The 21,383-nt window shown below is 52.7% G+C and carries 23 protein-coding genes and 3 tRNA genes; 15 read left to right on the top strand and 11 right to left on the bottom strand.

Annotated elements, in window-relative coordinates; genetic code table 11:
* Positions 1-11: 11 nt before the first annotated feature.
* The 3 genes from tcyL (at position 12) to sdiA (ending at position 2,375) form a co-directional block, all read left to right on the top strand.
* The gene (gene tcyL / locus EXW94_RS06715) at positions 12-680 is read left to right on the top strand and encodes a cystine ABC transporter permease (protein ID WP_042714105.1); all 669 of its coding nucleotides are present in this window, start codon (positions 12-14) and stop codon (positions 678-680) included.
* Positions 677-1,429, top strand: a complete 753-nt coding sequence (gene tcyN, locus EXW94_RS06710) for an L-cystine ABC transporter ATP-binding protein TcyN (RefSeq protein ID WP_010432417.1) — start codon at positions 677-679, stop codon at positions 1,427-1,429. Before tcyL ends, tcyN begins: the two co-directional genes overlap by 4 nt.
* A gap of 223 nt (positions 1,430-1,652) precedes the next feature.
* The gene (gene sdiA, locus EXW94_RS06705; protein ID WP_010432419.1) at positions 1,653-2,375 is read left to right on the top strand and encodes a transcriptional regulator SdiA; all 723 of its coding nucleotides are present in this window, start codon (positions 1,653-1,655) and stop codon (positions 2,373-2,375) included.
* Between the two features lie 65 nt (positions 2,376-2,440).
* Here sdiA and EXW94_RS06700 read toward each other — a convergent pair whose 3' ends face one another.
* Positions 2,441-2,665, bottom strand: a complete 225-nt coding sequence (locus EXW94_RS06700) for a DUF2594 family protein (RefSeq protein WP_010432421.1) — start codon at positions 2,663-2,665, stop codon at positions 2,441-2,443.
* Between the two features lie 467 nt (positions 2,666-3,132).
* On the opposite strand from EXW94_RS06700, the gene uvrY reads away from it, so the two are divergent.
* From uvrY to EXW94_RS06670, 6 genes are all read left to right on the top strand, one after another.
* The gene (gene uvrY, locus EXW94_RS06695; RefSeq protein ID WP_042714108.1) at positions 3,133-3,789 is read left to right on the top strand and encodes a UvrY/SirA/GacA family response regulator transcription factor; all 657 of its coding nucleotides are present in this window, start codon (positions 3,133-3,135) and stop codon (positions 3,787-3,789) included.
* Positions 3,786-5,618 carry an excinuclease ABC subunit UvrC gene (uvrC, locus tag EXW94_RS06690; RefSeq protein ID WP_010432427.1) on the top strand — a complete coding sequence of 611 codons (1,833 nt, stop codon included), beginning with the start codon at positions 3,786-3,788 and terminating at the stop codon, positions 5,616-5,618. The genes uvrY and uvrC overlap by 4 nt, the downstream gene beginning before the upstream one ends.
* A 56-nt stretch (positions 5,619-5,674) precedes the next feature.
* Positions 5,675-6,223 (top strand): CDP-diacylglycerol--glycerol-3-phosphate 3-phosphatidyltransferase, encoded by a 549-nt coding sequence (pgsA, locus tag EXW94_RS06685; protein ID WP_006176115.1) that lies wholly within the window; start codon positions 5,675-5,677, stop codon positions 6,221-6,223.
* Between the two features lie 151 nt (positions 6,224-6,374).
* Positions 6,375-6,450, top strand: a tRNA-Gly gene (locus EXW94_RS06680).
* 46 nt (positions 6,451-6,496) lie between these two features.
* Positions 6,497-6,570 (top strand) — tRNA-Cys (locus EXW94_RS06675).
* Positions 6,571-6,581: 11 nt separating this feature from the next.
* Positions 6,582-6,668 (top strand) — tRNA-Leu (locus tag EXW94_RS06670).
* An 82-nt stretch (positions 6,669-6,750) separates the two neighbouring features.
* Here EXW94_RS06670 and EXW94_RS06665 read toward each other — a convergent pair.
* The 5 genes from EXW94_RS06665 to EXW94_RS06645 form a co-directional block, all read right to left on the bottom strand.
* Positions 6,751-7,467: an ABC transporter ATP-binding protein gene (locus EXW94_RS06665; RefSeq protein WP_174339757.1), complete on the bottom strand. Its 717-nt coding sequence runs from the start codon at positions 7,465-7,467 to the stop codon at positions 6,751-6,753.
* On the bottom strand, positions 7,464-8,339 hold the full coding sequence (locus EXW94_RS06660; protein WP_120157972.1) for an ATP-binding cassette domain-containing protein: 876 nt from the start codon (positions 8,337-8,339) through the stop codon (positions 7,464-7,466). The genes EXW94_RS06665 and EXW94_RS06660 overlap by 4 nt, the downstream gene beginning before the upstream one ends.
* Positions 8,336-9,610, bottom strand: coding sequence for a high-affinity branched-chain amino acid ABC transporter permease LivM (gene livM, locus EXW94_RS06655; RefSeq protein ID WP_126816352.1), 1,275 nt, complete (start codon positions 9,608-9,610; stop codon positions 8,336-8,338). The genes EXW94_RS06660 and livM overlap by 4 nt, the downstream gene beginning before the upstream one ends.
* An 11-nt stretch (positions 9,611-9,621) precedes the next feature.
* Positions 9,622-10,536 (bottom strand): branched-chain amino acid ABC transporter permease LivH, encoded by a 915-nt coding sequence (locus EXW94_RS06650; RefSeq protein ID WP_089598431.1) that lies wholly within the window; start codon positions 10,534-10,536, stop codon positions 9,622-9,624.
* 99 nt (positions 10,537-10,635) lie between these two features.
* Entirely contained in the window at positions 10,636-11,757 is a 1,122-nt protein-coding gene (locus EXW94_RS06645) for a branched-chain amino acid ABC transporter substrate-binding protein (protein ID WP_089598424.1), read from the bottom strand.
* Positions 11,758-12,183: 426 nt separating this feature from the next.
* Between EXW94_RS06645 and EXW94_RS06640 the strand changes: the two genes are divergently transcribed.
* The gene (locus EXW94_RS06640; RefSeq protein WP_174339756.1) at positions 12,184-12,852 is read left to right on the top strand and encodes a YecA family protein; all 669 of its coding nucleotides are present in this window, start codon (positions 12,184-12,186) and stop codon (positions 12,850-12,852) included.
* Positions 12,853-12,885: 33 nt separating this feature from the next.
* On the opposite strand, the gene tyrP is transcribed toward EXW94_RS06640, so the two are convergent.
* The 3 genes from tyrP to yecR form a co-directional block, all read right to left on the bottom strand.
* Complete coding sequence (gene tyrP / locus EXW94_RS06635; RefSeq protein WP_174339755.1) at positions 12,886-14,097, bottom strand: tyrosine transporter TyrP; 1,212 nt, start codon at positions 14,095-14,097, stop codon at positions 12,886-12,888.
* A gap of 211 nt (positions 14,098-14,308) precedes the next feature.
* Complete coding sequence (ftnA, locus tag EXW94_RS06630; RefSeq protein ID WP_010432452.1) at positions 14,309-14,806, bottom strand: non-heme ferritin; 498 nt, start codon at positions 14,804-14,806, stop codon at positions 14,309-14,311.
* Positions 14,807-15,008: 202 nt separating this feature from the next.
* On the bottom strand, positions 15,009-15,347 hold the full coding sequence (gene yecR, locus EXW94_RS06625) for a YecR family lipoprotein (protein ID WP_010432455.1): 339 nt from the start codon (positions 15,345-15,347) through the stop codon (positions 15,009-15,011).
* Between the two features lie 247 nt (positions 15,348-15,594).
* On the opposite strand from yecR, the gene EXW94_RS06620 reads away from it, so the two are divergent.
* From EXW94_RS06620 to EXW94_RS06610, 3 genes are all read left to right on the top strand, one after another.
* Positions 15,595-16,233, top strand: coding sequence for an RpiB/LacA/LacB family sugar-phosphate isomerase (locus EXW94_RS06620; RefSeq protein ID WP_089598429.1), 639 nt, complete (start codon positions 15,595-15,597; stop codon positions 16,231-16,233).
* Positions 16,234-16,467: 234 nt separating this feature from the next.
* Positions 16,468-16,551, top strand: coding sequence for a stress response protein AzuC (gene azuC / locus EXW94_RS06615; protein ID WP_003859682.1), 84 nt, complete (start codon positions 16,468-16,470; stop codon positions 16,549-16,551).
* Between the two features lie 106 nt (positions 16,552-16,657).
* Positions 16,658-16,909 (top strand): DUF2766 family protein, encoded by a 252-nt coding sequence (locus EXW94_RS06610; RefSeq protein WP_006176098.1) that lies wholly within the window; start codon positions 16,658-16,660, stop codon positions 16,907-16,909.
* Between the two features lie 40 nt (positions 16,910-16,949).
* Here EXW94_RS06610 and EXW94_RS06605 read toward each other — a convergent pair whose 3' ends face one another.
* Positions 16,950-18,293: an anaerobic C4-dicarboxylate transporter gene (locus EXW94_RS06605; protein ID WP_126816292.1), complete on the bottom strand. Its 1,344-nt coding sequence runs from the start codon at positions 18,291-18,293 to the stop codon at positions 16,950-16,952.
* A gap of 149 nt (positions 18,294-18,442) precedes the next feature.
* Positions 18,443-18,946 carry a non-heme ferritin-like protein gene (locus EXW94_RS06600; RefSeq protein WP_174339754.1) on the bottom strand — a complete coding sequence of 168 codons (504 nt, stop codon included), beginning with the start codon at positions 18,944-18,946 and terminating at the stop codon, positions 18,443-18,445.
* A gap of 506 nt (positions 18,947-19,452) precedes the next feature.
* Between EXW94_RS06600 and EXW94_RS06595 the strand changes: the two genes are divergently transcribed.
* Together EXW94_RS06595 and araF are read left to right on the top strand one after the other, a co-directional pair.
* On the top strand, positions 19,453-20,010 hold the full coding sequence (locus tag EXW94_RS06595) for a DJ-1 family glyoxalase III (RefSeq protein ID WP_174339753.1): 558 nt from the start codon (positions 19,453-19,455) through the stop codon (positions 20,008-20,010).
* A 316-nt stretch (positions 20,011-20,326) separates the two neighbouring features.
* Positions 20,327-21,316 carry an arabinose ABC transporter substrate-binding protein AraF gene (gene araF, locus EXW94_RS06590; protein WP_049006600.1) on the top strand — a complete coding sequence of 330 codons (990 nt, stop codon included), beginning with the start codon at positions 20,327-20,329 and terminating at the stop codon, positions 21,314-21,316.
* Positions 21,317-21,383 lie beyond the last annotated feature (67 nt).

Here is a 21,383-nt window from a genome sequence, read left to right as displayed (position 1 = left end):
GAAAAATAATAATGCACGAAAGTATTCAGCTGGTTATTGATTCACTGCCGTTCCTGCTTAAGGGGGCGGTGTTTACGCTTCAGCTCAGTATCGGAGGGATGTTCTTCGGCCTGGTGCTTGGGTTTGTGCTGGCGTTAATGCGCATGTCGTCCGTCTTGCCGGTACGCTGGCTGGCGCGTTTTTACATCTCTGTATTCCGCGGCACGCCTCTTATCGCCCAGCTCTTTATGATTTACTACGGTTTGCCGCAGTTCGGTATTGAGCTTGACCCCATCCCGGCGGCGATGATCGGTCTGTCGTTAAATACCGCTGCCTACACCTCCGAAACCCTGCGTGCGGCCATCTCCTCCATTGATAAAGGGCAGTGGGAAGCGGCAGCCAGTATCGGGATGACGCCGTGGCAAACCCTGCGTCGGGCGATATTGCCCCAGGCCGCGCGCGTAGCGTTACCGCCGTTGAGCAACAGCTTTATCAGCCTGGTAAAAGATACGTCGCTGGCGGCCACCATTCAGGTGCCGGAGCTGTTCCGTCAGGCGCAGCTGATCACCTCGCGGACGCTGGAAGTGTTCACGATGTATCTGGCGGCCTCGCTGATTTACTGGGTGATGGCGACGGTGCTTTCCGCCCTGCAGAACTATTTTGAAAACCAGCTTAACCGCCAGGAGCGTGATCCGAAATGAGTGCAATCGACGTTAAAAACCTGGTGAAAAAATTCCACGGACAAACCGTGCTCCACGGTATCGATCTGGAAGTGGAGCAGGGCGAAGTGGTGGCGATCATCGGGCCGAGTGGCTCGGGGAAAACCACGCTGCTGCGCAGTATTAATCTCCTTGAACAGCCTGAGGGCGGAACGATCCGCGTAGGGGATATTACGATTGATACCGGGAAATCCATTAGCCAGCAGAAAGGCTTAATTCGCCGTCTACGTCAGCATGTCGGTTTTGTTTTCCAGAACTTCAACCTTTTCCCGCACCGTACGGTGCTGGAAAATATTATTGAAGGGCCGGTCATCGTGAAGGGGGAGCCAAAAGAAGAGGCCACCACCCGCGCACGGGAGCTGTTGGCGAAGGTTGGGCTGGCAGGTAAGGAAACCAGCTACCCGCGCCGTCTTTCGGGTGGACAGCAGCAGCGTGTGGCCATTGCGCGCGCGCTGGCGATGCGTCCGGATGTGATCCTGTTCGATGAGCCCACCTCCGCGCTCGATCCCGAGCTGGTAGGGGAGGTGCTTAACACCATTCGCCAACTGGCGCAGGAAAAAAGGACAATGGTGATTGTGACTCACGAAATGAGCTTTGCGCGTGATGTTGCAGACCGGGCTATTTTTATGGATCAGGGCCGCATTGTTGAGCAAGGGCCAGCGAAAAGCTTGTTTGCGAACCCGCAACAGCCCCGTACCCGCCAGTTCCTCGAAAAATTCCTCATGCAGTAGCATTTTTGCCGTAATTTGCTCCAGATTTTTCGTCTGGGGCAAATTATTCGCCTGTAAACGCATGTTCGTAGTTCTTTTATTCCACGCATGTTCGGATTAACCGTATTAAATCTAAAAATTCAGGAGCATTGGACGATATTTTGTATAAATAAATAAGATTTATGTGATAGGTTATATTCACCATAATAATGATTATCTTTATCAGAGGCTTCATTCGGTAAGTATGAGGGATTCAGACTTTTTCAACTGGCGACGGGATTGCTTCCTCCGGTTTCAGGAAATGTCCTGTGCCGACGAGGTATATCAAGAACTTCAGCGACAAACGCAGGCACTCGAATTTGATTATTTCTCACTTTGCGTTCGTCATCCTGTCCCCTTTACGCGCCCCCGGATTTCGGTCCAAACCAGTTATCCGCAGGAATGGATGGCGCAATATAAGTCAGAGAATTTTTTCGCCATCGATCCGGTGCTGAAACCAGAGAATTTCATTCAGGGGCATTTACCCTGGACGGATGAATTATTCGCTGATGCTCAGGCACTCTGGGACGGCGCGCGGGACCACGGTTTGCGTACGGGAATTACACAGTGTTTGATGCTGCCTAATCACGCGCTCGGTTTCCTGTCTGTATCGCGTACTAGCGCACAGGCGGATAAGTTAAGCGGCGAAGAAATAGAGTTGCGCCTGCAAATGCTGGTTCAAATGGCCTTAACGTCTCTGCTGCGTTTTGAACATGAGATGGTCATGCCGCCTGAAATGAAATTCAGCAAGCGTGAGCGGGAAATTCTGAAGTGGACTGCGGAAGGAAAGACGTCTGCAGAAATAGCGATTATTCTCTCTATATCTGAGAATACGGTTAATTTCCATCAAAAGAATATGCAGAAGAAATTTAATGCGCCAAACAAGACGCAGATTGCCTGTTATGCGGCGGCGACGGGACTGATCTGAAGAGACAACACGTTCTGCGTGACAGACGAGATAACGGCTGAATGCACCGCATCCAGCCGTTTTTTTTACTGACGGTAAGCTTGTTTAATCTGCTTAACGGTGTTGGCGAATACGGCTGATTCAGCCTGGTCTTCCATCTGCGCGATTTGTTTTTCCATCTTAAGGATCACACGGCCCGCATCAGCCTGACCCATTGCCTGTAACATGAGCGTCAGCAGCGCTTTCAGACAGTTTACTTCCTGTGCCAGTTCTTGGTTATTTTCCGCAGTGGCGAAATCAGGTGAGCTCATTTATTTTCCTCAATATAAAACAGCGCTCGAGCGCGACGATGAAAGTCAAGGCCGCGGAGTATACCACAAGCCGTGACAAAAAAAGCAGTGGTTGTTTTTCGTACTTTTCCGCATTTTGTTTATTTACGTAAACAATACCCACAGGTAATGTCTCCTCTGCGATATTCACCATTTATTGTCATCGCCGGTTCGTTTGCCGTTAATTGTTGTTACAAAAAGTTTAGAACTGTTTTTAAGCCGATGTAGCGTGCCTGTTTTTTGTAACTTTTTGAATACAGATGCTTAAAAATAGACGCAAAAGCCCATGCCGCATGGGTTTTCTTTCCACTTGCTGTACAGGCTAATTTCCAAAAACGAGAGCGTAATCGTATAGCACGTTTTTTAACGTTTTAATCTTGCGAGGAAAACCGTTAATATAAACGCAATAAGTAGTCAGTAGCGTTATCCCTATTCTGGAGACATTTCCTTTGATCAACGTCCTTCTTGTTGATGACCACGAACTGGTGCGCGCAGGGATACGACGCATTCTTGAAGATATAAAGGGTATTAAAGTTGCCGGTGAGGCCTGCTGTGGTGAAGATGCCGTGAAATGGTGTCGCACAAACTCGGCCGACGTGGTGTTGATGGATATGAACATGCCCGGCATTGGTGGGCTTGAAGCAACACGTAAAATCGCCCGTACCTTTGTTGATACCAAAGTCATCATGCTGACCGTACATACCGAAAACCCGCTGCCCGCGAAAGTTATGCAGGCGGGGGCCGCCGGGTATCTGAGTAAAGGCGCCGCACCACAGGAAGTTGTGAATGCGATTCGCTCCGTGTTTGCCGGGCAGCGCTACATCGCCTCAGACATTGCACAACAGATGGCATTGAGCCAGATTGAACCTGAAAAAACGGAATCGCCGTTTGCCAGTTTGTCTGAGCGCGAGTTGCAGATTATGCTGATGATCACCAAAGGTCAGAAAGTGAATGAGATCTCTGAACAGCTGAATCTCAGCCCGAAAACGGTGAACAGCTACCGCTATCGGATGTTCAGTAAACTGAACATTCACGGTGATGTCGAGCTGACTCACCTGGCCATTCGTCATGGTCTGTGTAATGCGGAGTCGTTAATAAGTCAGTGAATGAAGCGTTCGATTCAAAAGCATTTCTAAAAACCGTCACCAGCCAGCCAGGCGTGTATCGCATGTATGACGCTGGCGGTACGGTTATCTATGTGGGTAAGGCGAAAGATCTCAAAAAACGCCTTTCCAGCTATTTCCGCAGCAATCTTGCCTCCCGCAAAACCGAAGCGCTGGTCGCACTCATTCAGAATATTGATGTCACCGTCACGCACACCGAGACGGAAGCGCTGCTGCTTGAACATAACTACATCAAACTGTATCAGCCCCGCTACAACGTGTTGCTGCGCGATGATAAATCCTATCCCTTTATTTTCCTGAGCGGGGATACCCATCCGCGTCTGGCGATGCACAGGGGCGCGAAGCATGCGAAGGGTGAATATTTCGGCCCGTTCCCGAACGGTTATGCCGTGCGAGAAACGCTGGCGCTGCTGCAAAAAATCTTCCCGATCCGCCAGTGTGAAAACAGCGTTTACCGTAACCGCTCGCGTCCGTGCCTGCAGTACCAGATTGGTCGCTGTCTGGGGCCGTGCGTAGCGGGTCTGGTCAGCGAAGAAGAGTATGCCCAGCAGGTGGACTATGTTCGCCTGTTCCTCGCGGGGAAAGACGATCAGGTTCTCACCCAGCTTATCGCGCGAATGGAGAAAGCCAGCGCAGCGCTGGAGTTTGAAGAGGCTGCGCGCATTCGTGACCAAATTCAGGCCGTACGCCGCGTTACCGAAAAGCAGTTTGTCTCCAATACCGGTGACGATCTGGACGTGATTGGTGTGGCCTTTGACAACGGACTGGCCTGCGTTCACGTTCTGTTCATTCGCCAGGGTAAAGTGCTCGGCAGCCGCAGCTACTTCCCGAAAGTACCGGGCGGCACGGAGCTGGGTGAAGTGGTCGAGACATTTGTTGGACAGTTCTATCTTCAGGGTAGCCAGATGCGCACGTTACCCTCCGAGATCCTGCTTGATTTCAATCTCGATGATAAAACCCTGCTGGCGGATTCCCTCTCTGAACTGGCCGGGCGTCGGGTGAATGTCCAGACGAAACCGCGCGGGGACCGTGCACGCTATTTGAAGCTGGCGCGCACCAACGCGGCGACGGCGCTGACGACGAAACTGTCCCAGCAGTCGACGGTTAGCCAGCGTTTAACCGCGCTTGCTACGCTTCTGAAGCTGCCGGAAGTGAAACGTATGGAGTGTTTTGATATCAGCCATACGATGGGTGAGCAGACCGTGGCCTCCTGCGTGGTGTTTGATGCCAACGGTCCGCTGCGGGCGGAGTATCGCCGCTATAACATCACCGGGATCACGCCGGGGGATGACTATGCCGCGATGAACCAGGTTCTGCGTCGACGCTATGGTAAAGCCATCGAAGAGAGCAAGATCCCGGACGTGATCCTTATCGACGGCGGAAAAGGGCAGCTCGGGCAGGCGAAGGCGGTGTTTGAATCACTCGACGTCGAGTGGGATAAAAACCATCCGCTGCTGTTGGGCGTGGCGAAAGGGGCGGATCGTAAAGCGGGTCTGGAAACGCTTTTCTTTGAGCCGGAAGGTGAGGGCTTTAGCCTGCCGCCGGATTCGCCCGCGCTGCATGTGATCCAGCATATCCGCGATGAATCTCACGATCACGCGATCAGCGGCCACCGTAAAAAACGGGCGAAGGTCAAAAACACCAGCACGCTGGAGACCATCGAAGGCGTTGGACCAAAACGTCGTCAAATGCTGCTGAAGTATATGGGCGGATTGCAAGGATTACTCAATGCCAGCATGGAGGAAATTGCAAAAGTGCCGGGTATTTCGCAAGGGCTGGCAGAAAAGATCTACTACTCGTTGAAACATTGAGGGCTCTGTAGCAACATAGAGCTAAATTTTACTGACAACAGACAGTTACCGTCATTATGCGATTTAATATCCCTACGTTGCTCACTCTTTTTCGCGTCGTGCTTATCCCGTTCTTTGTACTGGCGTTTTACCTGCCGGTCGTCTGGGCGCCTTTTGCCTGCGCACTGATTTTCCTGGTCGCTGCGGTAACCGACTGGTTCGACGGTTATCTGGCGCGCCGCTGGAATCAAAGCACTCGCTTTGGCGCGTTCCTCGACCCGGTGGCTGATAAAGTCATGGTGGCGATCGCGATGGTGCTGGTGGCTGAACATTACCACACCTGGTGGGTCACGCTGCCCGCGGCAACCATGATTGGTCGTGAGATCATCATCTCTGCGCTGCGCGAGTGGATGGCGGAGTTGGGTAAACGCAGCAGCGTGGCGGTATCCTGGATTGGTAAGGTCAAAACAACGGCGCAGATGGCGGCGCTGGTCTGGATGCTGTGGCGTCCGAACGCCTGGGTTGAGTGGGCGGGGATTGGTCTGCTGTGGGTTGCAGCGGTACTGACGCTGTGGTCAATGCTGCAGTATTTGAACGCGGCGCGCGGAGATTTGCTTGAACAGTGATCGTTTCGACGTAATTTTCAGCAAACGATCCGGGGATGCAAAAAATAACGTTGACTCAAAACGACATATCAGTAGAATGCAACGCATCGAACGGCGGCACAGCTAGCCGGACGATAATGAAATCAAGTGGTTAGAAACAACTTGATGACATGCGGGAATAGCTCAGTTGGTAGAGCACGACCTTGCCAAGGTCGGGGTCGCGAGTTCGAGTCTCGTTTCCCGCTCCAGATTAAAGACATGCGCAATAGCGGGTGTCAGTTTGAAAAGTTTTACGGCGCGTTAGCAAAGCGGTTATGTAGCGGATTGCAAATCCGTCTAGTCCGGTTCGACTCCGGAACGCGCCTCCACTTTCTTCCCTGGCCGGATGGTGGAATCGGTAGACACAAGGGATTTAAAATCCCTCGGCGTTCGCGCTGTGTGGGTTCAAGTCCCACTCCGGCTACCATGGGAAAGCAAAGAATAATCAAAGCAATAAGCAGTGTCGTGAAACCACCGAAAGGTGGTTTTTTTGTACCTGCAATTTACGCTCAAACCCCACCCAGATACGCCTTTCTCACGTCCTGATTCCCCAGCAGCTCCTCGCCGCTGCCGCTCAGCCGGATCTGCCCGTTTACCATCACATACCCGCGATCGGACAGCTTCAGCGCGTGGTGCGCATTCTGCTCAACCAGAAAAATGGTCATCCCGTTGCGTGCCAGCTCGCGCAGCGTCTGGAAAATCTGTTTCACCACGATAGGCGCCAGGCCCAGGCTGGGTTCATCCAGCAGCAGCAGCTTAGGGCGGCTCATTAAGGCCCGCGCAATCGCCAGCATCTGCTGTTCTCCGCCGGACATGGTCATCGCACGCTGTTTACGCCGCTCCTTGAGGCGGGGGAAAAGGTCGAACATGCTTTGCATATCTTCAGATGCAAACTGGTTTCCAATCGGGATGGTGCCCATCAGCAGGTTCTCTTCCACCGTCATATCCGGGAAGATACGCCGTCCTTCGGGCGCCTGGGCGATACCGCCGGACGCGACGTAGTGGGTGGATTTATGGCTGATATCTTCTCCGCAAAACAGGATCTGCCCACCACGGACCCGGGGTTGACCAAAGATAGACATCAATAATGTCGATTTTCCTGCACCGTTAGCGCCAATCAACGCCACGGTTTCGCCTTTGTTAACCTCAAGGGAAACCTGTTTCAGTGCCTGGATCACGCCGTAGAAAACGTCCACCTCCCGAAATTCCAGCATCATTTCGCTCACAGGTTAACCTCGCTCTCGTCGGTGCCCAGGTAGGCGGCAATCACTTTCTCATCGTGCTGGATCTGCTCTGGTTTCCCCCGCGCAATGACGTCTCCGTGGTCGAGCACGATAATGTCGTCCGAAATCTCCATCACCATCCCCATATCATGCTCAATCAGTAATACCGTGATGTCGTGGTGGTCGCGCAGAAAACGGATAATGCTGCTGAGCTTGTGCGTTTCCACCGGGTTCAGGCCTGCGGCAGGTTCATCTAGGCAGATCATCTCCGGACCAGTACACATTGCCCGGGCGATTTCGAGGCGTCGCTGTTGACCGTAAGACATTTCCCCCGCGAGGCGGTTGGCGCAGTCCACCAGGTCCACCACTTCCAGCCAGTAAAATGCACGATCGAGGGCATCACTTTCCGCCCGACGATAGGCGGGGGTGTTGAGCACACCGGCGAGGAGATTGCGATTTACACGCATATGCTGTGCAACCAGCAGGTTTTCGACGACCGACATCTCGCGAAACAGGCGGATATTCTGGAACGTGCGCGCAAGCCCCGCGCGGTTTACCAGGTGTGTTCCACCGAACATTTTGTAGAAAAGACGCGACCCTAACCGGGCTGGGTTAATCCAGTCACCGGGCTGGAATTTTTGACCGAGAACCTGAATCACATTGGTGGTATTACTGCGGGTGTTGAATAAGATATTTCCGCCGGACGCCCTGTAGAAGCCCGTCAGACAGTTAAACACGGTTGTTTTCCCCGCGCCGTTAGGCCCGATGAGGGCGGTAATCGACCCGCGTTGTACATCAAGGTTGACGTCATTTAACGCTTTAATCCCGCCAAAGTGCATCATCAGGTGCTCAACGCGTAATATGGTTCCGTTCATGGCGCGACCCCCTTACGCACGGCATAGCCGCTGCGGTTAATGCGGATCAAACCGCGCGGACGCCAGATCATCATGACCACCATCAGCACGCCAAACAGCAGCACGCGATACTCGGCAAAGCTGCGCAGCAGTTCCGGCGTGACGGTCAGGACAAAGGCGGCCAGCACAACGCCCAGCGTTGAACCCATCCCGCCCAGCACCACGATGGCCAGAATCAGTGCGGATTCAAAAAAGGTAAAGGAGGTGGGATTAACGAACCCCTGATAGGTGGCGAAGAAAACCCCTGCAATCCCGGCCGTTGACGCGCCTAGCGTAAAAGCAGAAAGCTTCACCAGCACGTGATTAAGACCCATTGAGCGGCAGGCAATTTCATCTTCTCGTAATGCCTCCCACGCCCGACCAATCGGCATTCGCGTCAGGCGGTGCTTGATGTAGAGCACCATCAGCACCACCAAAAACAGCACGGCGTAAATAAAGATAAACTTCATGTTTGGGTTATAGGTCAGATGGAAAAACTCGTGGAAGGGCACGCCGCCTTCTTTGGCGCGTCGGCCAAACTCCAGACCAAAAAAGGTGGGGGCAGGGGCTGAAACGCCATTTGGGCCGCCAGTGAAGGTCAGCCAGTTATTGAGCACCAGGCGGATAATCTCGCCAAACCCGAGCGTCACGATTGCCAGATAATCCCCATGCATGCGAAGCACCGGGAAGCCAAGCAGCGCACCGGCGGCGGCGGCCATCAGCGCTGCCAGCGGCAGCATGCTCCAGAACCCTAACCCCAGATACTGATACCCCAGCGCGAGGCCATATGCGCCAATCGCGTAAAAGGCGACATACCCCAGATCCAACAGCCCCGCAAGGCCAACCACAATATTCAGCCCGAGGCCGAGCAGAACATAGATCAGCCCCAGAATGGCAACGGTCAGCACGTATTTGGTCGCCACAAACGGAAAGCAGATCGCAAGCGTAATAACCAGCGGAATAATCCAACGCATGCGGCTTTTATATCCGGGAGGGCGGACATACACCCCCGCGCTGTCCGCTTCAAACCTCGCCTGGAAACGCGCACCGGGGGCGGTCTGCAGGAAGATGCTCAGCAAAAAGCGGCCCAGCATGACGATGGCAATAATCCACGCCAGCCGTTGTCCGGCAAAGTTAAAGCTGTAACCGTCGAGAACCACGCCAGCGATAGGGCCAAAGATAATCAAAGCAACCAGCCCGGAAAATACGGCATCCAGAATGCAGCGTTTAAGGGAGAAACCGGCAGATGTCATCGTCTTCACCCTCACACCTTCGCCACGACAGGGCGGCCCAGCAGGCCCTGAGGACGGAAAATCAGGATCAATACCAGCAGCCCAAACGAGAACACGTCTTTATAATCCGAGTTCACCATCCCGGAGAATTGCGCTTCCGCCACTCCCAGAATCAACCCGCCGAGCATGGCGCCCGGCAGAGAGCCGATGCCGCCCAGCACCGCCGCCGTAAAGGCTTTTATGCCGATGACAAAGCCCACGTAGAAATCAAAGGTGCCATAGTTCATGGTAATCAATACGCCCGCCAGCCCGGCCATCGCCGCGCCGATCACAAAGACCAGCGAAATGATCCTGTCGGTATTGATCCCCAGAATGGAGGCCATTTTGCGATCCTGCTGCACCGCACGACACATCCGCCCCAGCCGGGTATGGCTGATTATCCAGGTGAGCAGCAGCATGCCCGCGAACGAGGCGATCAGAATAAAGATTTTGGTGTAGGTGATCTGGACGAAACCTTCTCCCAGATGCACGCGAAGTACGCCGTCCAGCATGGTTGGCACGCCTTGCTGGCGGGGGCCCTGGCTCAGCTGGGCGTAGTTTTGCAAAATCAGCGACATCCCGATGGCAGAGATCAGCGGTGCCAGTCGGGTGGAGTTTCGCAGGGGTTTATAGGCGATGCGCTCAATAGTCCAGCCATACACGCCCGTCACCACGATGGTGAACGCCAGCGTGCCCAAAATCAGCAGGGGAAACGACTCAAGACCGAAGAATGACAGCAGGGCCAGCCCGATGGCGCAGAGATAGGCCGAGATCATATACACTTCGCCATGGGCGAAGTTGATCATGCCAATGATGCCGTACACCATGGTGTAGCCGATGGCGATTAAGCCGTAGACGGAGCCCAGCGTTAATCCGTTGATTAACTGTTGCAGGAAGAATGTACTCATCATCGCGCGCTCTTTTTATAGGCCGCACGACGCGTGCAGCCCGATGTGTATTCCGCGTCGGCAGGCGAACCTGCCGACGTTGAGCGTGACTCCGTCCCGTTACTGCACTTCCTTATATTTTCCCTTGTCGTCCCACTGATAAACCACGTAGTCAGACACTTTCAGATCGCCCTTGCTGTCCCAGGCTTTTTTGCCCATCACCGTGTCGACGGCGTTCGCTTTCAGCCACTCGCTGGCTTTGGCGGAGTCTTTGCCTCCGGTGGCTTTGAAGGCGGCGGCAATGGCCTGGATGGAGGCATAGGAGTAAAGGGTGTACCCTTCTGGTTCGAATTTACCGGCGCGGAATTTCTCAATCACCGCTTTACCGTCCGGGATCAGTCGCGGATCTTTACCAAAGGTCATGTAGATACCGTTGGTGTACTGCGGGCCACCCGCGGCGGTGACCATCTCTTCATTGACGATACAGTCCCCTGAGAAGAATTTCGCCTGTACGCCCTGTTCACGCATCTGGCGCACCAGCGGACCCGCTTCAGGGTGGCAGCCCCCGAAGAACACCACGTCCGGTTTTTGCGCGCCAATTTTCGTTACCAGCGCGTTAAAGTCTTTTTCCCCACGTGATAAGCCTTCATACATCACATCCTTCACGCCGCGTTTGGCAAGCGCCGCTTTGGTGGCGTCCGCTAACCCCTGACCGTAGGTGTCTTTATCGTGAATGATCACCACGCGTTTGGCCTTCAGCTTATCGATGATGAAGTCGCTGGCGACTTGCCCCTGCTGATCGTCCCGGCCGCACATGCGGAACATATCGCTCATGCCGCGCTCGGTAATGAGTGGGTTAGTCGAACCGGGGGTGATGGCAATAATGCCCGCATCGCTATACACCTCGGAGGCGGGCATGGTGGAAGAGGAGCAGAAATGGCCGACAACCGCATTGACTTTGTCCTGGTCGACTAAACGGTTAGCGACGGCAACAGCCTGTTTAGGCTCGCAGGCATCATCTCCCTGAACCAGCTTAATTTTCTCACCGTTGATCCCTCCCGCGGCGTTAATGTCTTCTGCGGCCTGCGTTGCGCCATGCCAGTACTGATCGCCATAGGTGGCATTTGGGCCTGTAAACGGCCCGGCCACGCCAATCACAATATCGGCCTGGGCGGAAAATGCCGTCACCAGACAACCGGCTAACACAAGAGAAAGGGGACTTCTGATAAATTTCAGCGACATTATTGTGTTCCTTAGCAAAGAGGTTTTTGCACCACGGCGTCAACCCAAACGCCCTACGGCGCAGCCAATCTATAAATAAGATCGAGAACAACATGCACTAAACGAACAAAATCCAGGCCACATCCTGCTTAATACGGCGAGGTTTCCATGCGCAGTTTGCGCGCAGAACATTAAGCAAAATCGTTGCCAGAATGGTTAACCCATTGACCGGGTTGCGACATAGTTGAGTATAGAGCGCCGATTTACGCTGCCTTGCGGGACGCACTGAAATTACAGCGGAGATCACATCTCGTTAACAACAAAGCCCATAAGTTGTGCAAGGGTCACGATTTGCACGTTTTTGCAGCAATAAAGACCTCAACTTCAGCCAGGAAAGGCGTACGATATGTGTTAGGATCGTTTCCTTTTTTATCAGGAGTGTCAGCAATGACTGAAGGCCCATTAAATGAAAGCGAAATGGAGTGGCTGGAAGAGACGTTAATGTCTTACGGTCATGACGATGCGTCCGTGATTGACGTATCCGAACTGGACGGCATGCTTACCGCAGTGCTTTCCGGCCCAAGGGTGGTTGAACCCGATGCCTGGCTGGTAGCGGTCTGGGGCGGCGAGAAGTACATTCCGCGCTGGAAAAACGATCGTGAAATGAACCGTTTTATCGATCTCTGCTTTAAGCATATGAACGACATTGCTGAGCGCCTGAGCGAGTATCCTGATCAGTTCGAGCCCATGTTTGGTTTTAACGACGTTGATGGACAAAGCTACACCGTGGTTGAAGAGTGGTGCTATGGCTACATGCGCGGCGTGGCGCTGACCGACTGGTCGTCACTGCCTGACGAACTGAAAGCCGATCTGGATGTGATTGCTCTGCACGGGACGGAAGAGGGCAGCGAAAAGCTGGATGAACTGACCGAAGAAGAGTATACCGCCAGCGTCGAGAGCATCCAGCCCGCGGCGCTGCGTTTATACAACTACTGGGTTGCTAACCCGCAGCAGCAGGAAACACAAAAACCGATTATTAACGGCACGAAGGTCGGGCGTAACGATCCTTGCCCGTGCGGCAGCGGGAAGAAGTTCAAGAGTTGTTGTTTGCATTAATAAAGAAAGGGGCTAATCGTCGCCCCTTTTTTATTACCCCACTTTCGGCAGCATTCCCGCTGCTATGAGGAATTGCACCAGAATAATCACCACGCCACAGGCAAACACGATGCACAGCAGCGGTTTACCCCCCGCCACGCGATAACCTTGCTGAGGATGCTGCTGACGGCTCTTCCATGCCAGCAGGGAAGGCAACAGCAGCGCGAGGACGGATAACGCCACACCCGCATAGCCCAGCGCCATCACAAAGCCACGCGGGTAAAACAGCGCAAAGGCCAGTGGCGGCAGGAAGGTAATTGCACCCGTTTGCAAGCGTCCGGCAACGGTATTGCGGCGCTGGAACAGATCGGCCAGATAATCAAACAGGCCGAGCGCCACGCCCAAAAACGACGTCGCCAGCGCCAGGTCAGCGAACAAATGTACCGCGAGCTCGACGTGTGGAGAGGTCACCACCTCACGCAGCGCCATAAGGAAACCATTCAGGCCGGAATGCGCAGCCATTAAACCGATAAAGGTTGTGGAGTCAATGCTGCCCAGCGTGACCAGCTGCCAGAAGATGTAGGCGATCAGCGGAATCGCGCTGCCGATGATAAAAATGCGGCGCAGCTTGCGGGTATCGCCATTCATATAGCTGACGATACTCGGCACGCTGCCGTGAAAACCGAACGAGGTGAAAATCACCGGGATCGCGGAAAGCGCCAGCCCTTTTTCCAGCGGCAGCGTCAGCAAGTTAATCTTGTGAACGTGCGGCGCAAGCAGAACCAGCATCACAACCAGGAAAATAATCTTGGCGCTGAACAGAAAGCGGTTAAACAGATCGACAAGCGATGTGCCAATACACACCACGCCGCCGCCGATGAGCGCGAAGAAGACCGCGCCTGTGCCGGGCGTAATGTGTGTACCAAACCCGTCATTGACGCTGGACGCGATCAGCTCTCCGGCTCCGCTAATGTAGGCAGCCGTCAGGGCGTACATCAGGAACATCATGCTAAAGCCTGTAACCCACTGGCCATAACGTCCCAGGTAGCGTGCAGCCAACGAACCTAAACCCGTGTCTGCAGGGACGTGCTGATAAACCTCCAGTAACAGCAGAGCGGTGTAACACATCAACGCCCAGAGTGTGGCGAGAAGCAATAACGTTACGCCAAATCCGACGCCTGCGGCCGCCAACGGCATGGCCAGCATTCCTGCGCCAATCGTCGTTCCTGCGACGATGAAAATACTTCCCAGAGCTCTGTTTTTCACGCTTTCCTCTACAACGATTCTTAATCGCGACCTAATCTGCGGCGCAGAGTAAGGGAAAAGCGTGAACTCGTCAAATCACCGTTACAACCCGTGTAATTTTAAGTTTACGCTTTGGCGAGGGGCAAGCATCTGTTGAACGGTGAGGCTAAGGGGAGAGGTAATAAGTCGAGGGGCTTTAAAACGGTGCTGAGGGTTCAGCACCGTGTGGTAATTAATTCTGCGTGTCGAGGGTCGCCAGTTCTTTATCAATAAAGTAAAGACCTTCACCTGATTTACCGGCCAGAGACAATTTATCCAGCACGGATTTAAACAGTTTTTCTTCTTCGTGTTGCTCAGCAACGTACCATTGCAGGAAATTAAAGGTCGGATAATCCTGGCTGGTCATTGCAGCGTGAACCAGTTCATTAATTTTCTGGGTGATCAGCTGTTCGTGCTCATAAGTGGCGCGGAACAGTTCATCAAGAGAACCGTATTCAGCAACCGGAGAGGCAACCGTATCAATGCGCGGCAGGCTGCCCGTATCCGTAAGATAATCAAAGAGACGCTGCATGTGCGTCATCTCTTCCTGTGCGTGACGACGCAGAAACGCGGCGGCACCTTCAAAGCTGTGATAGCTGCACCAGGCGCTCATCTGCTGGTAAAGAAGGGATGAATAAAGCTCAAGGTTCATTTGAGCATTGAGCTTGTCGATCATTTCAGTTTTCAGCATGGTGGCGCTCCGGTTTATTATTTCTGGTTCACAATGAGCGACACTATAATTTGTTATTTAATTATTTGCAAAACGTAAAATAAATTTTTGTTTATTTAAAAATACGAATGGGAATAACACGCATTGGCACGTTTTATATTTATTAATGAGAATTGTTTGTGTTCTTAATTAAAAAAACTGCCAGCGCTGCTGGCAGGCGACATTAATACCATGGATTCGTGACGTTAGGATTCACGGCGTAACCCATGCATTTATACTGAATGGTCACGCTCTCGTTCAGGCAAAGCGATCCGCTAATCAGGGTACAGGTTTTGACAGGCTGACCATAGGCGGAGGCGGTGGCATATCCCATCCCCTGACAGGCTTTCACTGCGGTGCCGTTATTCACATACGCATCGGAATGGGCGTTTTGCAGCATGGCCTGGCCGTAGTCGAGGCGGACAACCCCGTTGGGGGCGTCAAGGTGACTGACCTCCGCCTGACGATTAACGTTGCATCCCGCGAGAAGCAGGATCGTTCCGGCGATGATTACTCTTTTCATGGTTCACTCTGCGTGAAGAGGGAAATACGCTATTTTAGCGTCCACCGTTCCAGTCAATGCCTCGAATAGCCCGAGGATCAACCCTTTCTCTTCGCAACGAACAGCATCAGGTCACGAAACTGTGAGCGTAATTGCGTTTTTTAAAACGCATTTTCACTTAATTTGAAAGAGTATTTGTTTGATAGTAAGGTTAAGGGGATAAGGTATCCACAGCGGGCTTGTCCGCCACACATTCAGGAGAGACACGATGAAAATTGCGCTGATGATGGAAAACAGCCAGGCAGCTAAAAATCCCATCATCCTTAATGAGCTAAAAGCCGTTGCCGATGAAAAAGGCTTCCCGGTGTATAACGTCGGGATGAGCGACGAGAACGACCACCATCTTACCTATATCCATCTGGGCATTATGGCGAGCATTCTGCTGAATTCCAGAGCCGTGGACTTTGTCGTGACCGGCTGCGGTACCGGCCAGGGGGCGCTGATGTCGCTGAATATCCATCCGGGCGTGATTTGCGGCTATTGCATCGATCCTGCTGACGCCTTCCTGTTTGCGCAGATCAACAACGGTAACGCGCTGTCCCTGCCATTTGCCAAAGGCTTTGGCTGGGGCGCTGAATTGAACGTGCGCTTCATCTTTGAGAAAGCCTTCACGGGCCGTAACGGCGAGGGGTATCCGCCAGAGCGTAAAGAGCCTCAGGTGCGTAACGCGGGGATCCTGAATCAGGTGAAAGCGGCGGTGGTAAAAGAAAATTACCTCGATACCCTGCGCGCCATCGATCCTGAACTGGTGAAAACCGCCGTATCCGGTCAACGCTTCCAACAGTGTTTCTTTGAAAACTGCCAGGATAAAGAGATCGAAGCCTTCGTGCGGGGGATTGTTGGCTAACAGCGTGTGATTGCACCCATAATTTTCCTGGCGTATCAAAATTTTTTATAAAAATTTACTGGAATTTATATGGGCGTAACCTGTGGATTCTGCGGCTTTTTTCGTAACATTGTTGTAGCACTGGTGGATTTGTTGGTGTGATGTTCGTCACAAAATGATTGATTTTTGTGATGGTGGTCATATTATAAGCGCATTGACAATAACACCTGCATAACACGTTACTGGAGCAACATAATGAAACTGCGCAAAATCCTGAAAAGCATGTGGGCTAACTACTGCACGACTTTCAAAGACGTCCCACCGGGTGCGATGTTCTGATAAAAAACCTGCTTCGGCAGGTTTTTTTATGCCTGCGGGTGACGAGAAAGAGATGAAAGGGCGCGCGGTTTGCTACTATGGCGGCCTTTAACTAAGGAGAAACCCCATGTCACAAAACCTGAGCGCCGATCAGGAACTGGTCTCTGACGTCGTTGCCTGTCAGCTGGTTATTAAGCAAATCCTTGATGTGATTGACGTTATCGCGCCTGTCGAAGTGCGTGAAAAAATGTCGACCCAGCTGAAAAACATCGATTTTACCAGCCATCCGGCGGCAGCCGATCCGGTTACGCTTCGCGCTATTCAGAAAGCCATCGCACTGATTGAGCTGCGATTCACCCCGCAGGGCGAGTCTCACTAAGCCGTGAAACGGGCGACCCTGTCAGTCGCCCGAGATACTGTCAGAAGAAGGTCTGGACCAGCAGGTAGCTCGCCGCACAGGCGCAGCTCACGCCGATCAGCCCCGGCAGGATGAAGCTGTGGTTGATGATAAATTTGCCGATGCGGGTGGTGCCTGAACGGTCAAAGCCGATGCAGGCCAGATCGCTGGGGTAGGTCGGTAAGACAAAGTAGCCGTAGGAGGCCGGGAAGAAGGCGATCAGCATTTTCGGATCGATGCCCAGCATTAACCCCATCGGGGCAACCGCAGTTAACGCCGCCGCCTGGCTGTTCACCAGTTTAGAAACCAGAAACAGTACAATGGCATAGGTCCATGGGTGGCTTTTCACGACCCCTTCCAGCGCCATTTTCAGTTCATCCAGATGCGCCTGGAAAAAGGTATCGCTCATCCACGCCACGCCAAACACCGAGAAGATCGCAACCATTCCCGCTTTAAACACCGCACCGTTCGAGATGGCAGAGGCATTCACCTTGCAGGCCATTAGCATGACAGCACCGGCAATCAGCATCATCATCTGAATGACCAGGTTCATCGAAAGCGCCGCCATTTTGCCTTTTACCTCAAAAGCAGGGCGCAATTCAGGCAGGGCACCGAGCAGAACCACGATGGCAATCCCGGTGAAGAAGATCCAGGTGGACCAGTAGGCCTGTTTCGGGAAGCGCTGATTCATGAGCGTTTCCGTGCCGCCATAGATAAATTCCCGCTGTTTCGGATCTTTCAGCTTTTCCTGAAACTCTACGTCATCCGCTAACTCTTTGCCGCGACGTAAACTCCACAGGGCCGCAATCGCCACCCCAAACAGCGAGGCAGGAACGGATACGGCGAGGATCTCCAGGATCCCCCACGCGTGACCAATCCCGTGCTGCGCGCCGAGAATCGACACCAGCGACACAACAGCGACCGATACAGGCGAGGCGGTGATGGCCATTTGCGAAGCCACGGAGGCTACCGCCATGGGGCGTTCCGGGCGGATCCCTTTTTTCAGCGCAATATCGGCAATGATGGGGAACATGGTGTACACGACGTGGCCCGTGCCGCACAGAAAGGTCAGCATCCAGGTGGTGAAGGGGGCGAGGAGCGTGATGTGCTGCGGATGTTTGCGCAACAGACGCTCGGCGAACTGCATCATCACGTTCAAACCACCGGCAGTCTGCAGGGTGGCAGCACAGCCAATCACTGCGAGAATGGTCAGCATCACGTCAACCGGGGGTTTGCCGGGTTGAAGCCCAAAAATGAAGCTCAGAATAAACAGGCCAATACCGCTTATTAGCCCCAGTCCCATCCCGCCGAAGCGGGTCCCGACCAGCAGACAGGCAATAACAACAATAAACTCAATGGTGATCATGATGCTCCCTCGTCAAACATTATGTAATTAAATAAATCATTACACGATGTAGGGTTATTCATTGGGAGCAAGATCTGATTTGTTAAATCTCAGACAAAGCAGGAGGTTGTGGGAGGAACCTGCCCCGGTCAGGAGCAGGTCAGTCGCGCTCAGTGACGCTGAACGGTGACAATGTCCAGCAGATGACGGTCAGTCTGCTCCGGGCATAAACCGGCATGCTTCGCGTTGCGGAGTTCGTCCGCAAGCGTTTTGAGCAGCGTACCGTCCTGCTGCTGCTCTTTGTCCATATCGCGCAGGAATTTCAGGGTAACACTGTCGTGCTGCGCTTTGGCTTCATCGGCCAGCTTGCTGAGTGTGCTGCAGCGCTGTTCATACTCTTCAAGCGTTTTCTGAAACAATTCTTCCAGCGAAGAGTAGTTATCGTCGATCGTGTCCAGGGCTTTTACGGTAGGGTTCGCCCCTACAGCTTTCAGAAAGTTAAAGACGCGCATCATATGCGTGACGTTACTTTGCGCCTGAGTACGAAAGAACGTGGCTGAACCATTAAGACTGTTTTCGGAGCACCACGCGCTCAAATGCAGGTGCAAATTGGAGGCGTAGAACTCCAGGTTCATTTGGGCATTCAGTTTTTGCATCATCGTTTGGGTAGTCATACTCATATCCTTATTGACTGTGGGACGTGATGTCCGCAGCTAAACCTGACCCGGCAGGTAGATAAAATCACATGGCAGAAAGCAATTCTGCATTGACGGAAATTGACCGAATATTCACATCCTGTGTTCGATATAAATAAGCATACCCTTGTCTCTGGATTAAGAAAACTCTTAATCCTCCCGTATTTACCATACATTACAAATTTTAATATAGTACAGAATCCCAAACAGATGGATATAAATTAACACATCAGTAAGTGGTTGATTTTGAAATGTGTTGATATATTTATTGCTCTGGAATCACAGTGTTAAATAGTCTGATAACAGAATATTCTGCGAATAGAACAAATAAGCATGATTAATTCAAAATATATTCTAAGGGCGTAAAGTTGCGCTAAATCAATTTTTGCAAAAATGACGGTAATGTGATCGCCGTGCAGGATTGTTTCTGATGACTCTGTGAAAATGAAACAGTGTTTTAATGTGCTCCATTCACTGAGGTTAACATGGCGAACGTTGCGGTGCTGCTGGCACCTGGTTTTGAAGAAGCAGAAGCAATTATTACGATTGATATTCTGCGTCGGTTGAATATTGAGGTGGAAACCCTGGCTTGCGCAGAATCTCGGGCGGTGGTGAGCTACCATAACATCCCGATGGTGGCAGACTGTACGCTATCCGAGCGTCTGAACACGCTTTACGATGCGGTAGTGTTACCCGGAGGGCCGCAGGGAAGCGTCAATCTGGCCGCAAGCCGGGAAGTCATCCATTTTGTGTCCACACATGATGAAAGTGGAAAATTGATTTGTCCGCTCTGTTCTGCCGCAGCGCGCGTGCTGGGCGGTAACGGGTTACTCAAAGGACGCCGTTACGTCTGCTCGGGAGATTTATGGGAAACCGTAACGGACGGTGAATACGTGGATGCACCGGTCGTCGAGGATAAAAACCTGATCAGCGGTAAAGGTCTGGGCCACGCGTTTGACTTTGCGCTGACCCTTTCTGCTCGCCTGTTGGGTGACGAAGCGCCTGTCCGCGATCACGCGGATCACATCTATTACGCCTGGTAATTTCCCCGCCGGACGTGATGGCGTCCGGCTGTCAGGGACTTCTTGGCTAATCTTATGGATTATTCTGCTTAACCCCATTTTAATTGTCTGACAATTCCTGCCGTTTTTATGTCATTTTCCGCTGAATTTATGTACGCAATTACTGTAATTCTGCGGTGTGATGCCGCTCTCTTATGGATGATTAATTTCCCGCTAAAACTATCACCAGCACTAACGCTTATGACGAGGTAAGCGCTAATGTCTTGTTTTAAGTCCGATTAAATAAGAAGCACGCAAATATTCCCTACAGAAAAGATTGCTAAAGCTGGAGTTTACCATGCACAAATTTACTAAAGCGCTGGCGGCCATCGGCCTGGCTGCCGTTATGTCACAATCCGCTATCGCTGAAAATTTAAAACTCGGTTTTTTGGTTAAACAACCTGAAGAACCCTGGTTCCAGACCGAGTGGAAATTCGCCGATAAAGCCGGAAAAGATTTAGGTTTTGAAGTGATTAAAATCGCCGTGCCGGACGGTGAAAAAACCCTGAACGCCATCGACAGCCTGGCGGCCAGCGGTGCGAAAGGGTTTGTTATCTGTACCCCTGATCCGAAACTGGGTTCAGCAATTGCCGCCAAAGCACGTGGCTATGACATGAAGGTCATTGCAGTTGATGACCAGTTCGTGAACGCCAAGGGTAAGCCGATGGACAGCGTCCCGCTGGTGATGATGGCGGCGACCAAAATCGGCGAACGTCAGGGCCAGGAACTCTATAAAGAGATGCAAAAACGCGGCTGGGATGTAAAAGAGACCGGCGTGATGGCGATTACCGCTGACGAGCTGGACACGGCGCGTCGTCGTACTACCGGTTCCATGGACGCCCTGAAAGCGGCCGGTTTCCCGGAAAAGCAGATCTACAAAGTACCAACCAAATCTAACGACATCCCGGGCGCGTTCGACGCGGCTAACTCTATGCTGGTCCAGCATCCGGAAGTCAAACACTGGCTGGTGGTCGGCATGAACGACAACACCGTGCTGGGCGGCGTGCGCGCAACCGAAGGCCAGGGCTTCAAGGCGCCTGACGTTATCGGCATCGGCATCAACGGCGTGGACGCGGTCAGCGAACTGTCCAAAGCGCAGGCGACCGGCTTCTACGGCTCGCTGCTGCCAAGCCCGGATGTTCACGGCTACAAATCCAGCGAAATGCTCTACAACTGGGTGACCAAAGGGGCTGAACCGCCGAAATTCACCGAAGTGACCGACGTGGTGCTGATCACCCGCGACAACTTCAAAGAGGAGCTGGCGAAAAAAGGACTGGGCGGTAAGTAATACGTTGTGATTGTGCCCCTCATTTTTCTGAGGGGCCAGACGTACACACTACAGGAATCACGGAGTC

This window comes from Enterobacter sp. JMULE2 (assembly GCF_013337145.1).
Lineage (GTDB): Bacteria > Pseudomonadota > Gammaproteobacteria > Enterobacterales > Enterobacteriaceae > Enterobacter > Enterobacter mori.
This window is presented reverse-complemented; position numbering and strand designations above follow the sequence as displayed.

Excerpts from the sequence above, each read along its gene's own strand:
- pgsA (WP_006176115.1), top strand. The coding sequence starts at position 5,675 with ATGCGATTTAATATCCCTACGTTGCTCACTCTTTTTCGCGTCGTGCTT.
- tcyN (WP_010432417.1), top strand. The coding sequence starts at position 677 with ATGAGTGCAATCGACGTTAAAAACCTGGTGAAAAAATTCCACGGACAA.
- azuC (WP_003859682.1), top strand. The coding sequence starts at position 16,468 with ATGAAACTGCGCAAAATCCTGAAAAGCATGTGGGCTAACTACTGCACG.
- EXW94_RS06595 (WP_174339753.1), top strand. The coding sequence starts at position 19,453 with ATGGCGAACGTTGCGGTGCTGCTGGCACCTGGTTTTGAAGAAGCAGAA.
- EXW94_RS06640 (WP_174339756.1), top strand. The coding sequence starts at position 12,184 with ATGACTGAAGGCCCATTAAATGAAAGCGAAATGGAGTGGCTGGAAGAG.
- EXW94_RS06620 (WP_089598429.1), top strand. The coding sequence starts at position 15,595 with ATGAAAATTGCGCTGATGATGGAAAACAGCCAGGCAGCTAAAAATCCC.
- EXW94_RS06605 (WP_126816292.1), bottom strand. The coding sequence starts at position 18,293 with ATGATCACCATTGAGTTTATTGTTGTTATTGCCTGTCTGCTGGTCGGG.
- livM (WP_126816352.1), bottom strand. The coding sequence starts at position 9,610 with ATGACATCTGCCGGTTTCTCCCTTAAACGCTGCATTCTGGATGCCGTA.
- EXW94_RS06700 (WP_010432421.1), bottom strand. The coding sequence starts at position 2,665 with ATGAGCTCACCTGATTTCGCCACTGCGGAAAATAACCAAGAACTGGCA.
- ftnA (WP_010432452.1), bottom strand. The coding sequence starts at position 14,806 with ATGCTGAAAACTGAAATGATCGACAAGCTCAATGCTCAAATGAACCTT.
- araF (WP_049006600.1), top strand. The coding sequence starts at position 20,327 with ATGCACAAATTTACTAAAGCGCTGGCGGCCATCGGCCTGGCTGCCGTT.
- EXW94_RS06645 (WP_089598424.1), bottom strand. The coding sequence starts at position 11,757 with ATGTCGCTGAAATTTATCAGAAGTCCCCTTTCTCTTGTGTTAGCCGGT.
- EXW94_RS06650 (WP_089598431.1), bottom strand. The coding sequence starts at position 10,536 with ATGAGTACATTCTTCCTGCAACAGTTAATCAACGGATTAACGCTGGGC.
- tcyL (WP_042714105.1), top strand. The coding sequence starts at position 12 with ATGCACGAAAGTATTCAGCTGGTTATTGATTCACTGCCGTTCCTGCTT.
- sdiA (WP_010432419.1), top strand. The coding sequence starts at position 1,653 with ATGAGGGATTCAGACTTTTTCAACTGGCGACGGGATTGCTTCCTCCGG.
- yecR (WP_010432455.1), bottom strand. The coding sequence starts at position 15,347 with ATGAAAAGAGTAATCATCGCCGGAACGATCCTGCTTCTCGCGGGATGC.
- EXW94_RS06610 (WP_006176098.1), top strand. The coding sequence starts at position 16,658 with ATGTCACAAAACCTGAGCGCCGATCAGGAACTGGTCTCTGACGTCGTT.
- EXW94_RS06600 (WP_174339754.1), bottom strand. The coding sequence starts at position 18,946 with ATGACTACCCAAACGATGATGCAAAAACTGAATGCCCAAATGAACCTG.
- EXW94_RS06660 (WP_120157972.1), bottom strand. The coding sequence starts at position 8,339 with ATGAACGGAACCATATTACGCGTTGAGCACCTGATGATGCACTTTGGC.